We start from the raw sequence: 18239 nt of genomic DNA, 5'->3' as shown, positions 1-18239 counted from the left end.
GGCACGCGGCTTGCTCTCCTTGGTACACAGGGTTTTTTACCACTCATCGGAGACATGACATGAAATTCGAAGTATTGATGTTGCGCGGCCTGTTCCTCGCCTGCTTCGCCGTTTGCGGCCTGATCTTCGGCGCCATGCTTACGGCCACGCCGCCCTCCGTGCGGCTTGTCGGCGGCAACAGCATCGGGACTGTCCTGCTGGTCGCGCCAAACAGCTGCGCGCTGCCGGCGGACGGCGTGATCTGCCCGCGGGTCCCAGGCTGAGCGTTCGACGGAATCCTGGTGGACACGCGATAATAGACGGATGCTGCATGTCATCCTGTTCCGCCCCGAGATCCCGCCGAACACCGGCAACGTGATTCGCCTGTGTGCGAACACCGGCGCCGCGCTGCACCTGATCCGACCGCTCGGTTTCGAGCTTGACGATGCACGGTTGCGCCGCGCCGGGCTGGACTACCACGAGTACGCCAGCGTCCAGGTGCACGACGACCTGGCCCGTTGCCTCGACGCCATCGGCACACCGCGCGTGTTCGCGTTCACCACGCGCGGCCAGGTCGTCCATATCGATGCCCGCTTTGCCGACGGCGATGCGCTGTTGTTCGGTTGCGAAACCGCCGGCTTGCCGGCTGAAGTACTGGAAACGATTCCCGACGAACAGCGCCTGCGCCTGCCGATGTGCCCCGCCAGCCGCAGCCTGAACCTGTCGAACACGGTCGCCGTGGCCGTCTACGAAGCCTGGCGTCAACTCGGTTTCGCCGGCGCCAAGCTGTAGCCATGGGAGCGACTTCCGTCGCGACGCTCTTCCCCCCCCCCGAAGACCGCACCAGCGCCGTCCGCAGCTACAATCGCCGGATGAACGCCGTCATCCCCAACTCCTGGTTGCCACAGCCGCTGCGCAAGCTCGCCGGACGTGCGCTGGAAACCGCACTGAACCACACCCTGTCGCTGGATCCGGATACGCAGCAGAGGCTGGCCGCGTTGAATGGCCGAAGCGTGCAACTGCACCTGCGCGGGCCGGAACTCGCGCTCGCCATCACTGTCAACGAGGGGCGTCTGAAAGTCGGCCCGCCACAGGACGACAGCCAGTTGAAGGTGGCCGCCACCCCAGGCAGCCTGCTCGCGATGATGTTTCGCCGCGATGACGACGGCATCGCGCCAGGGAAAGTGGAGATTGCCGGTGACGCCGAACTGGCGCGCCGCCTGGAAAAACTGGCGAGCAAGTTCGCTCCCGATTTCGAAGAAGCCTTCGCCCGCACCTTCGGCGACGTACTCGGCGTGCCGCTGGCCAAAGCGGTGCGCAAGGGTCTGACCCACGCCCGCGAGACCGCCAGCCACCTCACCGAAGATACCGCCGACTGGCTACGGGACGAGGCGCGCGTGGCGATGGCGCCGGGCGAGATCGAGGGATTCCTTGATGGCGTGGACGCGGTGCGCGAACGCAGCGAACGGCTTGAATCGCGCGTGCAACGACTGTTGCAGCGCCTACCGGGCAACGCCGCGTGACGCCGCTGAAAGTGGTCCCCCGCCTGCTGCGGGTGGCATCGGTGTTGTTGGCGCACCGGCTCGACGAGCTGGTCGACGCCGCCCACCTGTACCGCCCGCTGAAATTGCTGCGACCACTGGTGGCACGTCCGCGCGTGGATATCCGCGGGTTGTCGCGCGGCGCCCGCCTGCGCCACGCATTGACCGAACTAGGTCCGATCTTCGTCAAGGCCGGCCAGGTGCTGTCGACTCGCCGCGATCTGGTGCCCGCCGACATTGCCGACGAGCTGGCCCTGCTGCAGGACCAGGTCGCACCGTTCCCCGGCAGCGAAGCACGGGCGATCGTCGAAGGCGAACTGAAATCACCAGTTGGCCGTCTATACGCCCGGTTCGACGAGACGCCGCTGGCCTCCGCCTCGATTGCCCAGGTCCACGCGGCTACCCTGCATGATGGCCGCGAAGTGGTGGTGAAGGTGCTGCGCCCTGGCATCGATGCGCAGATCGCACGCGACGTGAAGCTGCTGCGCTCGCTTGGAGAACTGGCCCAACGCTGGCACCCGAACGCCGACAAGATCCGGCCGCTGGATGTCGTGGCCGAAGTCGAGAAAATGCTGGAGAACGAGCTGGACCTGCAGCGCGAAGGCGCCAGCGCCAGCCTGCTCAAGCGCAACTTCGCCAGCGGCGTGGACCTCTACGTGCCCGAAGTGCACTGGGAGCTGACCAGCGCCCGCGTACTGACCCTGGAACGCGTGCACGGCCTGAGCAGCGACGACATCGCCGCGATCGACGCCGCCGGGCTCGACCGCAAGGCGCTCGCCGCGAAAGGCGTGCGGGTGTTCTACGAGCAGGTGTTCCGCGACAATTTCTTTCACGCCGACGCACACCCCGGCAACATCTGGGTCGACCCCACGCGTCTGGACGAGCCGCGCTTCATCGCACTGGATTTCGGCATCATGGGCTCGCTGCCCGAGGCCGACCAGTACTGGCTGGCGCAGAACTTCATCGCGCTGTTCGAGCGCGACTACGCGCGCATCGCGCAGTTGCACGTCGCCGCCGGCTGGATGCCCGCCAACGTACGGCTGGACGAACTCGAAGCCGCCGTGCGCACCGTATGCGAACCGTACTTCACCCGCCCGCTGTCGCAGATCTCCCTGGCCGAGCTGGTGGTGAAGCTGTTCCAGACCGCGCGCCGCTTCGAGCTGACCCTGCAACCGCAGTTGATCCTGTTGCAGAAGACCCTGCTCAACATCGAAGGCGTCGGCCGCATGCTCGATCCGGAGATCGACATCTGGGCCGTGGCGCATCCGGTGCTGAAACGCATTTTGCGCGAGCGCTATAGTCCGTTGCGCACCCTGCGCGAAGTACGCAAGCGGCTGCCCGAATGGCTGCATGAAGCACCGCAATTCCCCGAACTGGTACGCGACGCGCTGCGCCAGATCGGCCGCGGCGAGCAACGCGTGGCGAGCGATCCATTGGCACTGAAGCTGAGCCTGGACAACGCCAACCGCCAGCACAAACTGCTCGCCTGCAGCCTGCTCGGCAGCACGTTGCTGATCGGTGCGATTCTGCTGGGCACGCTGTCGCCACAGCACGGCATCTGGCCGCCGTTATGCGCAGGCGTCGCCGGCATGCTGGCGTTTGCAATCGGCTGGCCGCGCCCTCGCTAAGCGTACCGGCCCTGTAGGAGCGACTTCAGTCGCGATGCTCTTGCTCAAGGCGATCGCGACTGAAGTCGCTCCCACAACTGTACCGACACCCTTCCGGCAAACTCACATGCTCGACATTCTCTATCAGGACGATGCGCTGATCGCGGTGAACAAACCGGCCGGTCTCGCCGTGCACCGTTCGAAGATGGTGGGCAACGCCGAGGAGTTCCTGATCGACCTGTTGCGCGAACAGGTCGGCGACAACGTCTATCTGGCCCATCGGCTCGACCGTGCGACCAGCGGCGTGCTGCTGGTCGCACGTTCACGTGAAGTCGCCGCCGCGCTGGGTGAGCAATTCATGGGCCGCTCGGTGCACAAGCAGTATCTGGTGGTGGTGCGCGGCTGGCCGGAGCCGACCGAAGGCGTGATCGATTACCCGCTACCTGGCTCACGCGAAACCGGCCCGCGTCGCGAAGCACGCACGCAGTACCGACAACTGGCCACGACCGAAGTGCCGATCGAACTCGGCCGCTATCCGCAGCAACGCTACGCCCTGTTGCTGGCTGAGCCGGAAAGCGGCCGCTTCCGGCAGATCCGCAAGCACCTGGCGCACATCCATCACCCGGTGATCGGCGATTGCCAGCACGGCCGTGGTGACCACAACCGGCTGTACAAGCAGCACTTCGGTTGCCACCGGATGCTGCTGCACGCCAGACGCGTACGCTTCGCGCACCCGCTAACTGGCGTGTCGATGCAGATCGAGGCTCCGCTGGACGAGGCATTCGCAGGACTGCTGGCGCGTTTCGGTTGGAAGAACGCCGAGGATGCGGCTTGAGGAGAGGGACCACTCGGCCGGGATAAGGCAAGTCGTCCGTTGAGCTCCTTCGCTTTGCACTGCGGCATTCGCGGTGTTGGCAGCCTGGATGCGTCGCAAGGTCCATTTGGATTCAACACGCGAGCGACAACCCGCTCGGACCGCCAGGCACTTTGGCCGGGCCGATCGCTTCTACCTGAGTTCGACTCGAGACGATCGATGCTGCAAGTTGGCCGTTCAAGCCACGCCACACTGCCGCAAGGCGGTCCTGATATCGCATCGGTGGCATGCTCCCCTCGTCTCCCATCGTCCGCGCCTCTACACTCACACCATGCTCGCCATTAGTCCCACCATTGCTCTGCCGGAGTCCGAACTGGTCGAACGCTTTCTGCGTGCGGACGGCCCCGGGGGACAACACGTGAACCGCACCGAGAGCGCGGTGGAACTGCGCTTCGACGCGATCAACTCGCCATCGCTGCCGGAAGAAGTTCGCGCACGATTGCTGGCCCGGCGCGACCGTCGGCTCACCGCCGAAGGCGTGCTGGTGATCCAGGGCCGCCGTTTCCGCGACCAGGCGCGCAACCGCGATGACGTGCGCGAAAGGCTGGTCGAGATCATCCGCGGCGTGCTGCTGCCGCCGAAGAAACGCGTCGCCACCAAGCCAACCCGTGCCTCGAAGGAACGCCGACTTGTCGGCAAGCAGCAGCGCGGCAAGATCAAGCAAGCGCGCTCGCGCAAACCGGACTTGGAATGAAGGGACGTTTGTTCACTCCCGTCCAGCTGCCAGCGCAGATGCCGAAACTGCGCGACGGCTGGCAGCGTCGCGCCTGTCGCGGTGTGCTGCGTCTTAACGGCTGGAGTCTGGTCGGCGACTTCCCGGACACCCCCAAACTGGTGCTCATCGCCGCACCGCATTCGTCCTGGTGGGACGGTGTGTGGGGGCTGCTGATCAAGGTGGCGATCGGCGCCGACGTGCACTTCATGGCCAAGCAGGAGCTGTTCCACGGCCCGCTCGGTGGCCTGCTGCGCCGGCTTGGCGGCATGGCGATCGACCGTGGTGCCGCCAAGGGTGTGGTGGAGCAGATGATCGACGAGTTCGGCCAGCGCAAGCAGCTCTGGCTGGGTATCGCACCGGAGGGCACGCGCAAGCCGGTGGCGCGCTGGAAGAGCGGTTTCTGGCATATCGCGCACGACGCCGGCGTACCCATTTTCCCGGTTGCCTTCCACTACCCCGACAAGACCATCCAGCTCGGCCCGCTGTTCGACACCAGCGCCGACATGGACGCCGACATCGCCCGTCTGCGCGCGTTCTACGCGCCGTTCAAGGGCAAACATCGCAACGTCTGACGGGCGCAATACCTGCATCAGCGCTGCGAGTGCCCCGGGTCGTCGTGCTCGCGATGCGTCAACAGCCCGGGCCGGATAAGGTCGATGAAAGCGCGTGCCTCGGCACTGAGGAACTTGCCCTTGCGCATCACCACGCCGTAGCTGCGCTGTGGGAAATACTGTTTCATGTTGCGCACGGCCAACCGCGCGTGGTCGGCTTCGGTAATGCAGATGCCGGTGACGATCGAGATGCCCATGCCCATCGCCACGTATTCCTTGATCACGTCCCAGCCACCGACCTCGATCGCCACGTGGTAGGGCACCTGGCGTTGCTGGAACACCAGGTCGACCAGTCGGTAGGTGGACAGTCGCTGCGGCGGCAGGATCAGGCCGTACGGCGAAATGTCCTCCAGCGTGATCTTCTGTTTCGCCGCCAGCGGATGATCTGGCGGCATGATCAGCATCGGGTCGTAGTGGTGCACCGGCGCCCAGGCGATGTCGTTCGGCACGTCCAGCATGGAACCGACCGCGAAGTCGGCCTCATCGGCGCGCAGCAGGGTCATGCCGTCCTTGCCGGTGACGTTGGCCAGCTGCAATTGCACCGCGGGAAAACGCTCGCGGTAACGGCGCACCAGCTCGGGCAACAGATACTGGATGGTCGAGGTACCCGCGGCGATGGTCAGCCGGCCGGCCTGCAAACCCTTCACCTTGGCCTGGAAGTCGCGGTCCAGCGTGTCCCAGCCTTCGATCAGCGGCCGGGCCAGTTCGTACAGCGCTTCGCCGGCGTCGGTGAGATTGATGCGGCGGCGCCGGCGTTCCAGCAGGCTTGTTCCGAGCTCCCGCTCCAACGCCTGCAACTGCAGGCTGATCGTGGGCTGGGACAGATACAACGCCTCGGCGGCGCGGGTCAGCGTGCCCAGTTTCACCACGCTGACAAAGGCCCGCAGCTGCTTGTGGCGGTTGCCCTTGTAGTAGTAACGGCCGCTACCTTCGGCCGCCGGCCCGTCGTCCGCGCGCTTTCCAGCTGCGCCCCGACGCCCCTTTTTTGCTTTGTTCAGCTCACTTTCCGGCTTTTTCATACTTTATTTTCAGCATCTTGCAGATGTTATTAATTATGCTCATAGTAATGATTGAAACATTTGCTTTGTCAAATACATGATTGCTGCCCTAGCTTCGAGTCATCACGACACGGAGCGATCTCATGGCAGTACCGCAGGAACGACTGGATATCGGGGCCGCCGAAGTGCGGGCCTCCGGCACCGGTAACGACAGCATCCTGACCCCCGCCGCGCTGGCGTTCCTGGGTCGGTTGCATCGCCGCTTCGAGCCCGTCCGGCAGCAGCTGTTGCAGGCCAGGCAACTGCGCCAGGCGGATTACGACGCCGGCGCCTTGCCGGATTTCCGCACCGACACGGTCGCGATCCGCGAGTCCGAATGGACCGTGGCGCCCATTCCGGCCGCGCTGCAGGATCGCCGCGTCGAGATCACCGGCCCGGTCGAGCGCAAGATGATCATCAACGCGCTCAATTCCGGCGCGAAAGTGTTCATGGCCGACTTCGAGGATTCCTCGGCACCCACCTTCGCCAACCAGCTCGACGGCCAGGCCAACCTGCGCGATGCGGTGAACGGCACGATCGAATTCCGCTCGGCCGAGGGCAAGAGCTATCGCGTCAACGCCAACCCGGCGGTGCTGGTGGTACGTCCACGCGGCTGGCACCTGCACGACAAGTTCTTCAGCGTGGACGGCGAACCGATGTCCGGCGCGCTGGTCGACTTCGGCCTGTTTGCGTTCCACAACGCCCGTGCGCTGCACAGCCGCCAGCGCGGCCCGTACTTCTACCTGCCCAAGCTGGAGGCGATGGAAGAAGCCGCGCTTTGGGACGAAGTGATGGCGGCGGCCGAGGCCGAACTGCAGTTGCCGGTGGGCACGATGAAAGCCACCGTGCTGATCGAGACGCTGCCGGCGGCATTCCAGATGCACGAAATCCTGCACGCGTTGCGCCGTCGTGCGGTGGGACTCAATTGCGGTCGCTGGGATTACATCTTCTCGTACCTGAAGACCTTGCGCGGTCACCGCGACCGGCTGCTGCCGGAACGCGCCCAGGTCGGCATGACCGCGCCGTTCCTGAAAGCATATTCCGAGCTGCTGATCCAGACCTGCCACCGACGCGGCGCATTCGCGATGGGCGGCATGGCCGCGCAGATCCCGATCAAGGGCGATGCGACGGCGAACGACGCAGCGTTGGCCAAGGTGCGCGCCGACAAACTGCGCGAAGTGCAGGCCGGCCACGACGGTACCTGGGTCGCGCACCCGGCGCTGGTGTCGGTGGCGCAGGAGATTTTCGATAAATACATGCCGGCACCCAATCAGCTGAGCATGCTGCGCAAGGACGTGCAGGTGACGCGCGAACAATTGCTGGCTGCACCGAACGGCACGATCACGCGCGCCGGTTTCGACAACAACGTCGAGGTCTGCCTGCGCTACACCGCGGCCTGGCTGGACGGTCTCGGCTGCGTGCCGATCCATCACCTGATGGAGGACGCCGCCACCGCCGAGATCGCCCGCGCCCAGCTGTGGCAATGGCTGCATCATGCCGACGGCTCGGACACGGACGCACTCGAATTCCCCGACCAGGCGCCGATCGATTTCGCGCTGTTCGATCGCGCCGTGGCCGCGCATGCCCATCACCTGCGCGACAGCCAACACCCCGGCGCCGCCCGCGCCGATGCCGCTGCCACCCTGCTCACGGCGATGACCCACGCCAGCACGCTTGGCGACTTCCTCACCCTGCCGGCTTACGACGAACTCGTCTGAGCCTGCCCAACCTCTTGTGGGAGCGGCTTCAGCCGCGATTCGTCAAAGCATCGCGACTGAAGTCGCTCCCACATGCCACCTTCGCCACGGAGCCATGCCATGAAGACCACGCTGCCCACCGCCGAACAGATCACGCTGGACTGGAACAACAATCCCCGCTGGACCGGCGTCCAGCGCAACTACGCCGCCGAGGACGTGGTGCGCCTGCGTGGCACCGTGGCGGTGGAGCATTCGCTGGCCCGTCGCGGTGCCGAGCGCCTGTGGAAATCGCTGCACAAGGAAGACTTCGTCAATGCGCTGGGTGCATTGACCGGCAACCAGGCGATGCAGCAGGTCAAGGCCGGCCTGCAGGCGATCTACCTGAGTGGCTGGCAGGTCGCCGCCGATGCGAACGTGGCCGGCGAGATGTATCCGGACCAGTCGTTGTACCCGGCCAACTCGGTGCCGCTGGTGGTCAAGCGCATCAACAACACCCTGCTGCGCGCTGACCAATTGCACCACGCCGAAGGCAAGGACGACTGCGACTGGCTGGTGCCGATCGTGGCCGACGCCGAGGCCGGTTTCGGTGGCGTGCTGAATGCGTTCGAGCTGATGAAGGCGATGATCGAGGCCGGCGCCGCCGGCGTGCACTTCGAGGACCAGCTGGCCTCGGTGAAGAAGTGCGGCCACATGGGCGGCAAGGTGCTGGTGCCGACCCGCGAAGCGGTCGACAAATTGAATGCCGCGCGATTGGCCGCCGACGTCGCCGGCGTGCCGACCTTGCTGGTCGCACGCACCGATGCGGATGCTGCCGATCTGCTGACCTCGGACATCGACGACAACGACAAGGCGTTCATCACCGGTGAGCGCACCGTCGAAGGTTTCTACCGCGTGCGTCCGGGCCTGGATCAGGCGATCAGTCGCGGCCTCGCCTACGCGCCATACGCCGACCTCATCTGGTGCGAGACCAGCAAGCCGAACCTGGATGACGCACGCCGTTTCGCCGAGGCGATCCATGCGAAGTTCCCGTGCAAGATGCTGGCGTACAACTGCTCGCCCAGCTTCAACTGGAAGAAGAACCTGGACGACGCCACCATCGCCAACTTCCAGAAGGAACTTGGCGCGATGGGCTACAAGTTCCAGTTCATCACCTTGGCCGGCTTCCACAGCCTGAACTACGGCATGTTCGACCTGGCGCACGGCTACGCGCGTCGCCAGATGAGTGCGTTCGTGGAATTGCAGGAAAAGGAATTCGCCGCCGCCGACCGTGGCTTCACCGCGGTGAAGCACCAGCGCGAGGTGGGTACCGGTTACTTCGACGCGGTCACCCAGGCGATCCAGCAGGGTCAGTCCTCGACCACCGCATTGAAGGGTTCAACCGAGGAAGCGCAGTTCAAGCAGGCCTCGGCGGCATAACGTCCAACCGAAACCCGGGTAGGAGCCCACTGGCGGGCGATGCTCTTTTCATCTATTGAAAGCATCGCCGCCAGCGGGTTCCTACGGACAGGTTTGTCATTCTTCCGCTGGAGGCACCAGGGCGATCACCGTCCAGCCTGGTTTCGGCTCCAGTTCGCGCTTGGCCGAAGCCACCCGCAATGCGCCCTTCTCTTCCACGCCGAACATCAGCACCGTGTTCGAACCGTATTGCTCGATGAAGTGCGGCCAGTCGAAGGTGTTGCTGAGCCGGGTCAACTTGATCCGCCAGCCCTGCTCCAGCATCTCGGCAAAACGGCCGTGGGTCATTTCCTCGTCGAACAACGGCGGCGCCAGCAGGCTGCCGGCCAACGCCGCGCGATCGGTGTTTTCCTGGGGAGTCAGGTTGCGCAGCCGATACACCTTTTCGCGACCGAACTCCTGGCGGTAGTGCACGCAAGCCAGCGAATTGCGTTCGCGATGGGTGGACACCGCCAGCAGGCGGCCAATGCCGGTGAGGTCCAGATGACGTTCCGCATGGGGCGAGGCGGGATTGCCGAAAAAGGTGACCAGGCCTTCCATTCGCGCCTGGCGGATGCCGTCCCAGTCGTCGTCGGCCAGAATGACGTGGAAACCCGTTTCGCCAAGCGCCTTGCCGATCACGCGCGCCACCCGATCGGAGCCAAAGATCAATACGCCGCGCGGCTCCGGTTCGGCCACCTTCAGCCAGATCGCCAGCGGTCGCGCGGTGGCACTCTGCAGCAGCACCGTGCCAATGATCAGGGTGAACACCAGCGGCACCAGCGCGTCGGCACCCGGCACGCCCAGGGCATCCAGCCGCAGCGCAAACAACGCCGACACCGACGCTGCCACGATGCCACGTGGCGCCACCCAGCCGATCAGTGCGCGCTCGCGCCAGTTCAACCCGCTGCCGAAACTGGAGATCGCCACGGTCAACGGTCGTACCACGAGTTGCGCGATGACGAACAAGGCAATGCCCGCGCCCAGCATGCCGTCCGGCAACGGCCAGTGCAGTCGCGCCGCCAGCAGGATGAACAGCAGCGACACCAGCACCGTGGTGAGGCTTTCCTTGAAGTCGAGAATGTCGTCGATGTGCACGCCGCGCAGGTTGCCCAGCGAGATGCCCATGATCGTCACCGCCAGCAAACCGGACTCATGCGTGAGTGTGTTGGAAACGCTGAAAGCCAGCAGCACCGCCGCCAGCACGGAATAATTCTGCAAGTATTCGGGGATCATCTGCCGGCGCAGGAAAAACGCCATCAACCACGCAGACAGTGCGCCGATCACGATACCGCAACCGATCGTGGCGACGAAGATGCCGATGGTGTGGCCTTCCTGCCGCGACACGATGGCTTCGTAGATCAGCACCGCGAACAGTGCGCCGAGCGGATCGATCACGATGCCTTCCCAGCGCAGCGTATTGGCGATGCGCGCGTTCGGTCGCAAGGTGCGCAGCATCGGTGCGATCACGGTCGGTCCGGTCACGCAGGCCAGCGCGCCGAACAGCAACGCGATCGGCCACGCCAGACCGGCAACCACGTGCGCGGCCAGTGCCAGCAGCAGCAGCGAGGCTATGGCGCCGTAGCTGACCAGCCCGCGCACCGCCTTGCCGATGCCCGGCAGCTCGTGGAAGCGCAAGGTCAGGCTGCCTTCGAAAAGGATCAACGCCACCGCCAGCGACACGGTCGGAAACAACAGCTCGCCCAGCAGTTTGTCCGGATCGAGCAAGCCACTGCCCGGTCCGAGCACGATACCCGCCAGCAACAGAAACAGAATTGCCGGAAGTTTGACCCGCCAGGCAAGCCACTGCGCCAGAAAGCCGATCATCAGCATGCCGGCGAGCATCAGGCCGAGCTCGATAGTCATCGCATTCCTTGGGAAGATCGGGCGGCTATCGAACCATGTGACGCCGCAGACGTCCAGCCGGGCGGTATCAGAATCGCCGGTACTGCAATGCTTCGGCCAGGTGTTCGCGCTCGAGCAGCGCCGCGCCGCCATCGAGGTCGGCAATGGTGCGAGCTACCCGCAACACGCGGTGGTATGCGCGCGCGGACAGGCCGAGGCGTTCCAGCGCGGTCTCGAACCAGCGTCGTTCGGCGGCGCCCAACGCGCAATCGCGCTCCAGTTCGCGGGTGCTGATCTCGGCGTTCGGCCGCCCCGCCCGCATCAGGGATTGACGGCGCGCCTCCAGTACACGCGCGCGCACCGTGGCGGAATCCTCGTCACGCCCGCTACGCGGTCCACCCAGATCAGCCAACGGTACCGGCGGCACTTCCACGCAAAGATCGATGCGGTCGAGCAGTGGCCCGGAAATGCGCGAGCGATAACGCTGGATCTGGTCCGGCGTGCATTGGCAGCGTTGGGCCGGATCTCCGGCGTATCCGCAGGGACAGGGATTCATCGCCGCGATCAGCTGGAACTGCGCGGGAAACGTGGACTGCCGTGCCGCCCGCGAAATCATGATGTGCCCGGATTCCATCGGTTCGCGCAGAACCTCCAGCACATGCCGGCTGAATTCGGGCAGCTCGTCCAGGAACAGCACGCCGTTGTGCGCCAGCGAAATTTCGCCGGGGCGCGGATACGATCCGCCACCCACCAGTGCCACCGCCGACGCCGTGTGATGCGGCGAGCGAAAGGGCCGGCGCCGCCAGCGTGCCAGGTCGGTGGTCTGGCCCGACACCGAGAGCACCGCGCAGGTCTCCAGTGCCTCCGATTCTGACAGCGGCGGCAGAATGCCGGCCAGGCGCTCGGCCAGCATGGTCTTGCCGGTGCCTGGCGGCCCGATCAGCAACAGGTGATGGCCACCGACAGCGGTGATTTCCAATGCGCGTCGCGCTTGCAACTGGCCGCGCACATCGGCCAGGTCCGGACCATCGTCGGCACCGCCATCGCTGGGAATGCCCACCGGCATCGACAACTCGTGCGCGCCGCGCAGCCAGCCGCATACTTCGGCCAGCGTATCGGCGACGCGTACATCCACGTCCGCCACCAGCGCCGCTTCGGCGGCATTTTCACGCGGCACCACCACGCGGCGTCCGCGCGCACGGGCGCGCAGCAGCGCTGGCAGTACGCCGGACACTCTGCGCAGCGACCCGGTCAGGGCCAGCTCGCCAAGGAACTCGCAATCGTCCAGCTTCTCGCGCGGCACCTGACCGCTGGCCGCCAGGATGCCCAGCGCGATCGGCAGATCGAAACGGCCGCCATCCTTGGGCAGTTCGGCTGGCGCCAGGTTCACGGTGACGCGGCGATTGGGATATTCGAAGGCGGTATTCTGGATCGCCACGCGCACGCGGTCGCGCGCCTCGCGCACCGCAGCCTCGGGCAGGCCCACGATATTGGTGCACGGCAAACCGCCGGAAAGGTGTACCTCGACCATCACCTGCGGTGCGGCGATCCCTTCCTGGGCTCGGCTGAGGGTGACCGCAAGACTCATGCAGCCACTGGTCGCTGATCGCTGGCAGATGGGGCGCTGACTGACACAAACATCGAGCGGCTCCATCAGCGGCGCTGGATAAATAACCGCCTCCGATCGTTCTCGGGGTGAGGGTGACGGATCGGAGGCGGCTCCCGGGAGGTGATTGTCACTGACCCATGCGAGTAGCCACGGCAGCCTCCAGTTCGGCCACGCGTCGCTCCAATTCGTCGACCTTGGCGCGGGTACGCGCCAGCACCTGGGACTGGACTTCGAATTCTTCGCGGGTGACCAGGTCGAGGCGGCGCAATCCCTGCGCCAGAACATCCTGGAAGTTGGCTCGCAAATCCTGATGCGCCTGTGCCAGTCCTGGCGGTACCAACGACACAAGCCGCAGGGCAATCTGATCGATATCCTGCCTATCCATCATGGACAGCGCCTCGCACTCGTCGGGGTAAATACTAGGTGAATGGAAATCGGTTGCGCCATCGGTAGGCTCCGTCAGAAATTGTAGGGATTGTCCTACACGGGCCCCGCTCAGGCGACAACACCCAACCAGACGGGCAGAATGCGGCTTTGGCCCTGGCCGATGCCTTCCCGAGGAAAATTCATGAAGCTGGTCGTGGCGATCATCAAGCCGTTCAAGCTGGACGACGTGCGCGAAGCGCTGGCCGAAGTCGGCGTGCAGGGCGTCACGGTAACCGAAGTGAAGGGTTTCGGCCGCCAGAAGGGTCACACCGAGCTGTACCGCGGTGCCGAATACGTGGTCGATTTCCTGCCCAAGATCAAGCTGGAGGTGGCCGTCGCCGACGACCAGCTCGATCGCGTGCTGGAAGCGATCCAGAACTCCGCCCGCACCGGCAAGATCGGCGATGGCAAGATCTTCGTCAGCACGCTGGAACAGGTAATCCGCATCCGCACTGGCGAGCTGGATCACGACGCGCTGTAAATTCGCCGCAGCCCGCACCGGCGCTCGCCGCATCCAGCCCACAACACGACTTATGCACAAGTTATTGGGTTGACCCTGCCCAGGCCACCCGATATGTTGTGTCCGTCGGTGCCCGACCAGATGAGACATCGGTCGGGCTTAAAAGGGAATCCGGTGTGAATCCGGAACTGCCCCGCAGCGGTAAAGCGGAAACGAACGCTCTCACACGCACTGGTCCACAGCGACCGGGAAGCGAGGGCAAGTAGGCGGATCGAAAGATCCATGTCCGCAAGCCCGAAGACCTGCCGGCACATCGGGACGAACATGTCCCGGTGCGTAGTGACGGCTTCCGCGGGGAAGTGCGTCGTGGAGCAGGTCGCCGTCCGGCGCCCGGCTTGCGCGTCGCCTCCGGAATCCATCGCTATCAGGCCCTGCGCGCGGGAGCGGGTGTTTGATATCCATGCCGGGAGCCACCAGCCATGCAACCCCTCGATACCGCCGAACGCGAGCGCACCGTCGCGCGCGCCGAATCACCCGCCGCCAGCGAAGCGCCTGCCGCCGATGCCGCGTTCACGCTGACCCCGCCGCACAGCCCGGCACAGATGCACGTGACCAAGCGCAACGGCGGCCAGGAAACCGTCGACGTCAACAAGATCGTGCGCGCCGTGACGCGCAGCGCCGAAGGCCTGCACGGCGTCGATCCGCTGCGGGTCGCCTTGAAAACCATCGGCGGCCTGTACGACGGCGCTACCACGCAAGAGCTCGATCAGCTCTCCATCCGAACGGCGGCCGCACTGACCGCCGAAGAGCCCGAATACGGCCAGCTCGCCGCGCGCCTGCTCGGTGCTTATATCGACAAGGAAGTCAGCGGCCAGGAAATTCAGAGCTTCTCGCAGTCGATCGCGCGCGGCGCCGAACTGGGTATCCTCAACGAGCGCCTGCGCGATTTCGTGGCCGTCAATGCGCGCAAGCTCAACGACGCGATTGATACGCTGGCCACGCGCCGCTTCGAGTACTTCGGCCTGCGCACGGTGTACGACCGCTATCTGTTGCGCCATCCGCAAGAGCGTTTCGTGATCGAGACGCCGCAGCATTTCTTCATGCGCATTGCCTGTGCGCTGGGCGGCAACGAGATCGCCGAGACGCTCGAACTCTACCGGCTGCTGTCCTCGCTGGAATACATCGCCAGCTCGCCCACCCTGTTCAACGCCGGCACCGCGCATGAGCAGCTCAGCTCGTGCTACCTGCTCGACTCGCCGGTCGATTCGCTGGAGTCGATCTACGACAAGTACGCCGACGTGGCCAAGCTGTCCAAGTTCGCCGGCGGCATCGGTCTGGCCTACTCGCGCGTGCGTTCGCGCGGATCGCTGATCAAGGGCACCAACGGCCATTCCAACGGCCTGCTGCCGTGGCTGAAGACGCTGGATGCCTCGGTCGCCGCGGTGAACCAGGGCGGCAAGCGCAAGGGCGCGGCCTGCGTTTACCTGGAATCGTGGCACGCCGACATCGAGGATTTCCTCGAGCTGCGCGACAACACCGGCGACGATGCCCGCCGCGCGCACAACCTCAATATCGCCAACTGGATCCCCGACGAATTCATGCGCCGGGTCGAGAGCGACGGCGCCTGGTCGCTGTTCGATCCCAAGGTGGTGCCGCATCTGGTCGACAGCTGGGGCGAAACGTTCGACGCTGCGTACGCCAAAGCCGAAGCCGGCGGCCTGGCGGTGAAAACCGTGAAGGCGCGCGAGCTGTACGCCCGCATGATGCGCACGCTGGCGCAGACCGGCAACGGCTGGATGACGTTCAAGGATCGCTGCAACGCCACCTCCAACCAGACGGCCAGCCCCGACAACGTGATCCACCTGTCCAACTTGTGCACCGAGATCCTGGAAGTGAGTTCGGCGAACGAGACGGCGGTGTGCAACCTCGGCTCGGTCAACCTGGCACGCCACGTCGCCCGCGCCGCCGACGGCAGCCACGCGTTCGACTTCGACCAGCTCGCTTCCACCGTGCGCACCGCAGTGCGCCAGCTCAACCGGGTGATCGATCTCAACTTCTATCCGATCGACACCGCGCGTACCGCGAACATGAAGTGGCGACCGGTGGGGCTGGGCGTGATGGGCCTGCAGGACGTGTTCTTCAAGCTGCGGCTGCCGTTCGACTCGGCCGAAGCGCTGGCGCTGTCCACCCGCATCGCCGAGGAAATCTATTTCAACGCGCTGTCGCAGTCATGCGACCTGGCCAAGGCCGAAGGCGCGCATCCCGGCTTCGCCGAGAGCCGCGCCGTGAACGGCGAGCTGCAGTTCGACTATTGGCCGCAAGCTGTCCCGCACGACGGCGCACGCTGGGACGGCCTGCGCGAAAAGATCCGGCAGCACGGCCTGCGCAACTCGCTGCTGATCGCGATCGCCCCCACCGCCACCATCGCCTCGATCGCCGGCTGTTACGAATGCATCGAGCCGCAGGTGAGCAACCTGTTCAAGCGCGAGACGCTTTCCGGCGACTTCCTGCAGGTAAACCGTCATCTCGCCGACGAACTGAAGAACCTGGGCTTGTGGACGTCCGACATCCGTGACGCGATCAAGCTTGCCGAAGGATCGGTGCAGGGCATCAGCGCGATTCCCGAACGCCTGCGCCAGATCTACCGCACGGTGTGGGAACTGCCCCAGAAATCGCTGATCGAACTGGCGGCTTCCCGCGGGGCCTATATCGACCAGAGCCAGTCGCTGAACCTGTTCATGGAGAACCCGAACATCGGCCAACTGAGCTCGATGTACATGTATGCATGGAAGGCCGGCATCAAGACCACGTATTACCTGCGTTCGCGGCCGGCGACGAAGATCGCCAAGACCACGGTTTCGGCGGCCCCCGACCAGGCCCAGGCCACCGCCGCGGTGTTTTGTTCACTGGAGAACCCGGAGTATTGCGAGGCCTGCCAGTAGCGAAATGAGGTGTCGCGATGAAGCGTTACCGGAATCTCGATGGTCACTCCGGCGTCACCGCCTACGACTGCGGTGACGGCTTCATCCGCATCCGTTTCGTCAACGGCGATGTCTACGAATACACCGACAAGGCCACCGGTCGCGAGCACATCGCGAACATGCAGCAGCTGGCCCAGGCCGGCCTGGGCCTCTCCACCTATGTCAGCCGCTTCGTGCACGACGCCTATGCACGCAAGCTTTGAATCCAAGGAACAACGATGTCCGCCCAACCCGCCCGCAACGCCAACATTCTCGATCCCGGTTTCGAACTCACCTTGCGCCCGATGCGCTACCCCGGCTTCTACGAGATGTACCGCAACGCGATCAAGAACACCTGGACCGTCGAGGAAGTGGATTTCTCGATGGACACGCGCGACCTCACTACCAAGATGTCGCCTGCCGACCGTCACCTGATCCAGCGACTGGTGGCGTTTTTCGCCACCGGCGACACCATCGTGTCGAACAACCTGGTGCTGAACCTGTACCAGCACATCAATGCGCCGGAAGCGCGCATGTACCTGTCGCGCCAATTGTACGAGGAAGCGCTGCACGTGCAGTTCTACCTCACCCTGCTGGATACCTATATCCCCGATCCGGCCGAGCGCAACGGCGCGTTCGCGGCGCTCGAAACCATTCCGTCGATCCAGCAAAAGGGTGCGTTCTGCTTCAAGTGGATCGACTCTATCCAGGGCCTGCAGCGGCTGGAGACGCGCGAGCATCGGCGCCAGTTCCTGCTCAACCTGATCTGCTTCGCCGCCTGCATCGAAGGCCTGTTCTTCTACGCCGCGTTCGCCTACGTCTACTACCTGCGTTCGCGCGGCCTGTTGCATGGCCTGGCCGCCGGCACCAACTGGGTGTTCCGCGACGAAAGCGGGCACATGGCGTTCGCGTTCGAGGTGGTGCGCACCGTGCGTGCGCAGGAGCCGGAGCTGTTCGACGATGCCATGCGCGCGCAGGTCGAGGAAATGATGGAAGACGCGATCGCCTGCGAAACGCAGTTCGCCGAAGACGTGCTGTCCGGCGGCGTGGCCGGCATGTCGGTCAAAGACATGCGCCAGTACCTCGAATACTGCGCTGACCAGCGTTTCGCCCAGCTCGACATGCCGAAGAAGTACGGGGCGAAGAATCCGTTCGACTTCATGGATCTGCAGGACGTGCAGGAGCTGGCCAACTTCTTCGAGCGCCGCGTCTCGGCCTACCAGGTCGGCGTGCAGGGCGAGGTGGCGTTCGACATGGCGTTCTGAGGTGGGTGCTGCTGCCAGGCCGTTGCGGAACCGGGCCACACTTTTGCGACGGCCCGATCGGGGCGTCATGAAAAAGCACTAGTATTCCGCGACGATGGCGGGCTACGGCCAACTGTCGTCGCGGCCAGGGGGAATCCAACGGCAATCCGAAACACGTCGGGCGGTGCCCGTGTCGTTTC

The 18239-nt window shown here is 64.8% G+C and carries 17 protein-coding genes and 1 riboswitch; of the genes, 13 read left to right on the top strand and 4 right to left on the bottom strand.

The window, feature by feature from the left end:
* Window positions 1-59 precede the first annotated feature (59 nt).
* The 7 genes from ACPPVV_RS01835 (at window position 60) to ACPPVV_RS01805 (ending at window position 5288) form a co-directional block, all read left to right on the top strand.
* Entirely contained in the window at window positions 60-263 is a 204-nt protein-coding gene (locus ACPPVV_RS01835; RefSeq protein WP_426701781.1) for a hypothetical protein, read from the top strand.
* Window positions 264-303: 40 nt separating this feature from the next.
* Complete coding sequence (gene trmL, locus ACPPVV_RS01830) at window positions 304-771, top strand: tRNA (uridine(34)/cytosine(34)/5-carboxymethylaminomethyluridine(34)-2'-O)-methyltransferase TrmL (RefSeq protein ID WP_426701780.1); 468 nt, start codon at window positions 304-306, stop codon at window positions 769-771.
* 80 nt (window positions 772-851) lie between these two features.
* Window positions 852-1502 (top strand): ubiquinone biosynthesis accessory factor UbiJ, encoded by a 651-nt coding sequence (locus tag ACPPVV_RS01825; RefSeq protein WP_426701779.1) that lies wholly within the window; start codon window positions 852-854, stop codon window positions 1500-1502.
* A 5-nt stretch (window positions 1503-1507) separates the two neighbouring features.
* The gene (ubiB, locus tag ACPPVV_RS01820; protein WP_426703142.1) at window positions 1508-3148 is read left to right on the top strand and encodes a ubiquinone biosynthesis regulatory protein kinase UbiB; all 1641 of its coding nucleotides are present in this window, start codon (window positions 1508-1510) and stop codon (window positions 3146-3148) included.
* Between the two features lie 106 nt (window positions 3149-3254).
* Window positions 3255-3962 (top strand): pseudouridine synthase, encoded by a 708-nt coding sequence (locus tag ACPPVV_RS01815; protein ID WP_426701778.1) that lies wholly within the window; start codon window positions 3255-3257, stop codon window positions 3960-3962.
* 310 nt (window positions 3963-4272) lie between these two features.
* Window positions 4273-4695, top strand: coding sequence for an alternative ribosome rescue aminoacyl-tRNA hydrolase ArfB (gene arfB / locus ACPPVV_RS01810; protein WP_426701777.1), 423 nt, complete (start codon window positions 4273-4275; stop codon window positions 4693-4695).
* Entirely contained in the window at window positions 4692-5288 is a 597-nt protein-coding gene (locus ACPPVV_RS01805; RefSeq protein ID WP_426701776.1) for a 1-acyl-sn-glycerol-3-phosphate acyltransferase, read from the top strand. The genes arfB and ACPPVV_RS01805 overlap by 4 nt, the downstream gene beginning before the upstream one ends.
* A gap of 17 nt (window positions 5289-5305) precedes the next feature.
* Here ACPPVV_RS01805 and ACPPVV_RS01800 read toward each other — a convergent pair whose 3' ends face one another.
* Window positions 5306-6346: a LysR family transcriptional regulator gene (locus ACPPVV_RS01800; RefSeq protein WP_426701775.1), complete on the bottom strand. Its 1041-nt coding sequence runs from the start codon at window positions 6344-6346 to the stop codon at window positions 5306-5308.
* Between the two features lie 122 nt (window positions 6347-6468).
* Here ACPPVV_RS01800 and aceB point away from each other — a divergent pair, with 122 nt between their 5' ends.
* Both aceB and aceA read left to right on the top strand, forming a co-directional pair.
* Entirely contained in the window at window positions 6469-8082 is a 1614-nt protein-coding gene (gene aceB / locus ACPPVV_RS01795; RefSeq protein WP_426701774.1) for a malate synthase A, read from the top strand.
* 99 nt (window positions 8083-8181) lie between these two features.
* Complete coding sequence (gene aceA / locus ACPPVV_RS01790; protein ID WP_426701773.1) at window positions 8182-9477, top strand: isocitrate lyase; 1296 nt, start codon at window positions 8182-8184, stop codon at window positions 9475-9477.
* A gap of 96 nt (window positions 9478-9573) precedes the next feature.
* Here the strand turns inward: aceA and ACPPVV_RS01785 are convergent, their stop codons facing one another.
* The 3 genes from ACPPVV_RS01785 to ACPPVV_RS01775 all read right to left on the bottom strand — a co-directional run bounded on the left by ACPPVV_RS01785 (window position 9574) and on the right by ACPPVV_RS01775 (window position 13337).
* A complete protein-coding gene (locus tag ACPPVV_RS01785) occupies window positions 9574-11361 on the bottom strand; it encodes a cation:proton antiporter (RefSeq protein WP_426701772.1) in 1788 nt (595 codons plus the stop codon).
* Window positions 11362-11428: 67 nt separating this feature from the next.
* The gene (locus ACPPVV_RS01780) at window positions 11429-12928 is read right to left on the bottom strand and encodes a YifB family Mg chelatase-like AAA ATPase (RefSeq protein ID WP_426701771.1); all 1500 of its coding nucleotides are present in this window, start codon (window positions 12926-12928) and stop codon (window positions 11429-11431) included.
* Between the two features lie 148 nt (window positions 12929-13076).
* Window positions 13077-13337, bottom strand: coding sequence for an accessory factor UbiK family protein (locus ACPPVV_RS01775; RefSeq protein ID WP_426701770.1), 261 nt, complete (start codon window positions 13335-13337; stop codon window positions 13077-13079).
* Between the two features lie 180 nt (window positions 13338-13517).
* Here ACPPVV_RS01775 and glnK point away from each other — a divergent pair, with 180 nt between their 5' ends.
* The 4 genes from glnK to ACPPVV_RS01755 all read left to right on the top strand — a co-directional run bounded on the left by glnK (window position 13518) and on the right by ACPPVV_RS01755 (window position 18060).
* A complete protein-coding gene (gene glnK / locus ACPPVV_RS01770) occupies window positions 13518-13856 on the top strand; it encodes a P-II family nitrogen regulator (RefSeq protein WP_426701769.1) in 339 nt (112 codons plus the stop codon).
* An 89-nt stretch (window positions 13857-13945) separates the two neighbouring features.
* Window positions 13946-14159: riboswitch (cobalamin riboswitch) on the top strand.
* A 155-nt stretch (window positions 14160-14314) separates the two neighbouring features.
* Complete coding sequence (locus ACPPVV_RS01765) at window positions 14315-16777, top strand: ribonucleoside-diphosphate reductase subunit alpha (RefSeq protein ID WP_426701768.1); 2463 nt, start codon at window positions 14315-14317, stop codon at window positions 16775-16777.
* Between the two features lie 17 nt (window positions 16778-16794).
* Window positions 16795-17019 carry a hypothetical protein gene (locus ACPPVV_RS01760; RefSeq protein WP_426701767.1) on the top strand — a complete coding sequence of 75 codons (225 nt, stop codon included), beginning with the start codon at window positions 16795-16797 and terminating at the stop codon, window positions 17017-17019.
* Window positions 17020-17034: 15 nt separating this feature from the next.
* Window positions 17035-18060 (top strand): ribonucleotide-diphosphate reductase subunit beta, encoded by a 1026-nt coding sequence (locus tag ACPPVV_RS01755; RefSeq protein WP_426701766.1) that lies wholly within the window; start codon window positions 17035-17037, stop codon window positions 18058-18060.
* Window positions 18061-18239: the final 179 nt, after the last annotated feature.

The sequence above is a fragment of the Rhodanobacter sp. Col0626 genome (genome assembly GCF_049994385.1).
Lineage (GTDB): Bacteria > Pseudomonadota > Gammaproteobacteria > Xanthomonadales > Rhodanobacteraceae > Rhodanobacter.
The sequence above is the reverse complement of the archived record's forward strand: the minus strand, read 5'-3'. Positions and strand labels throughout refer to the sequence as shown.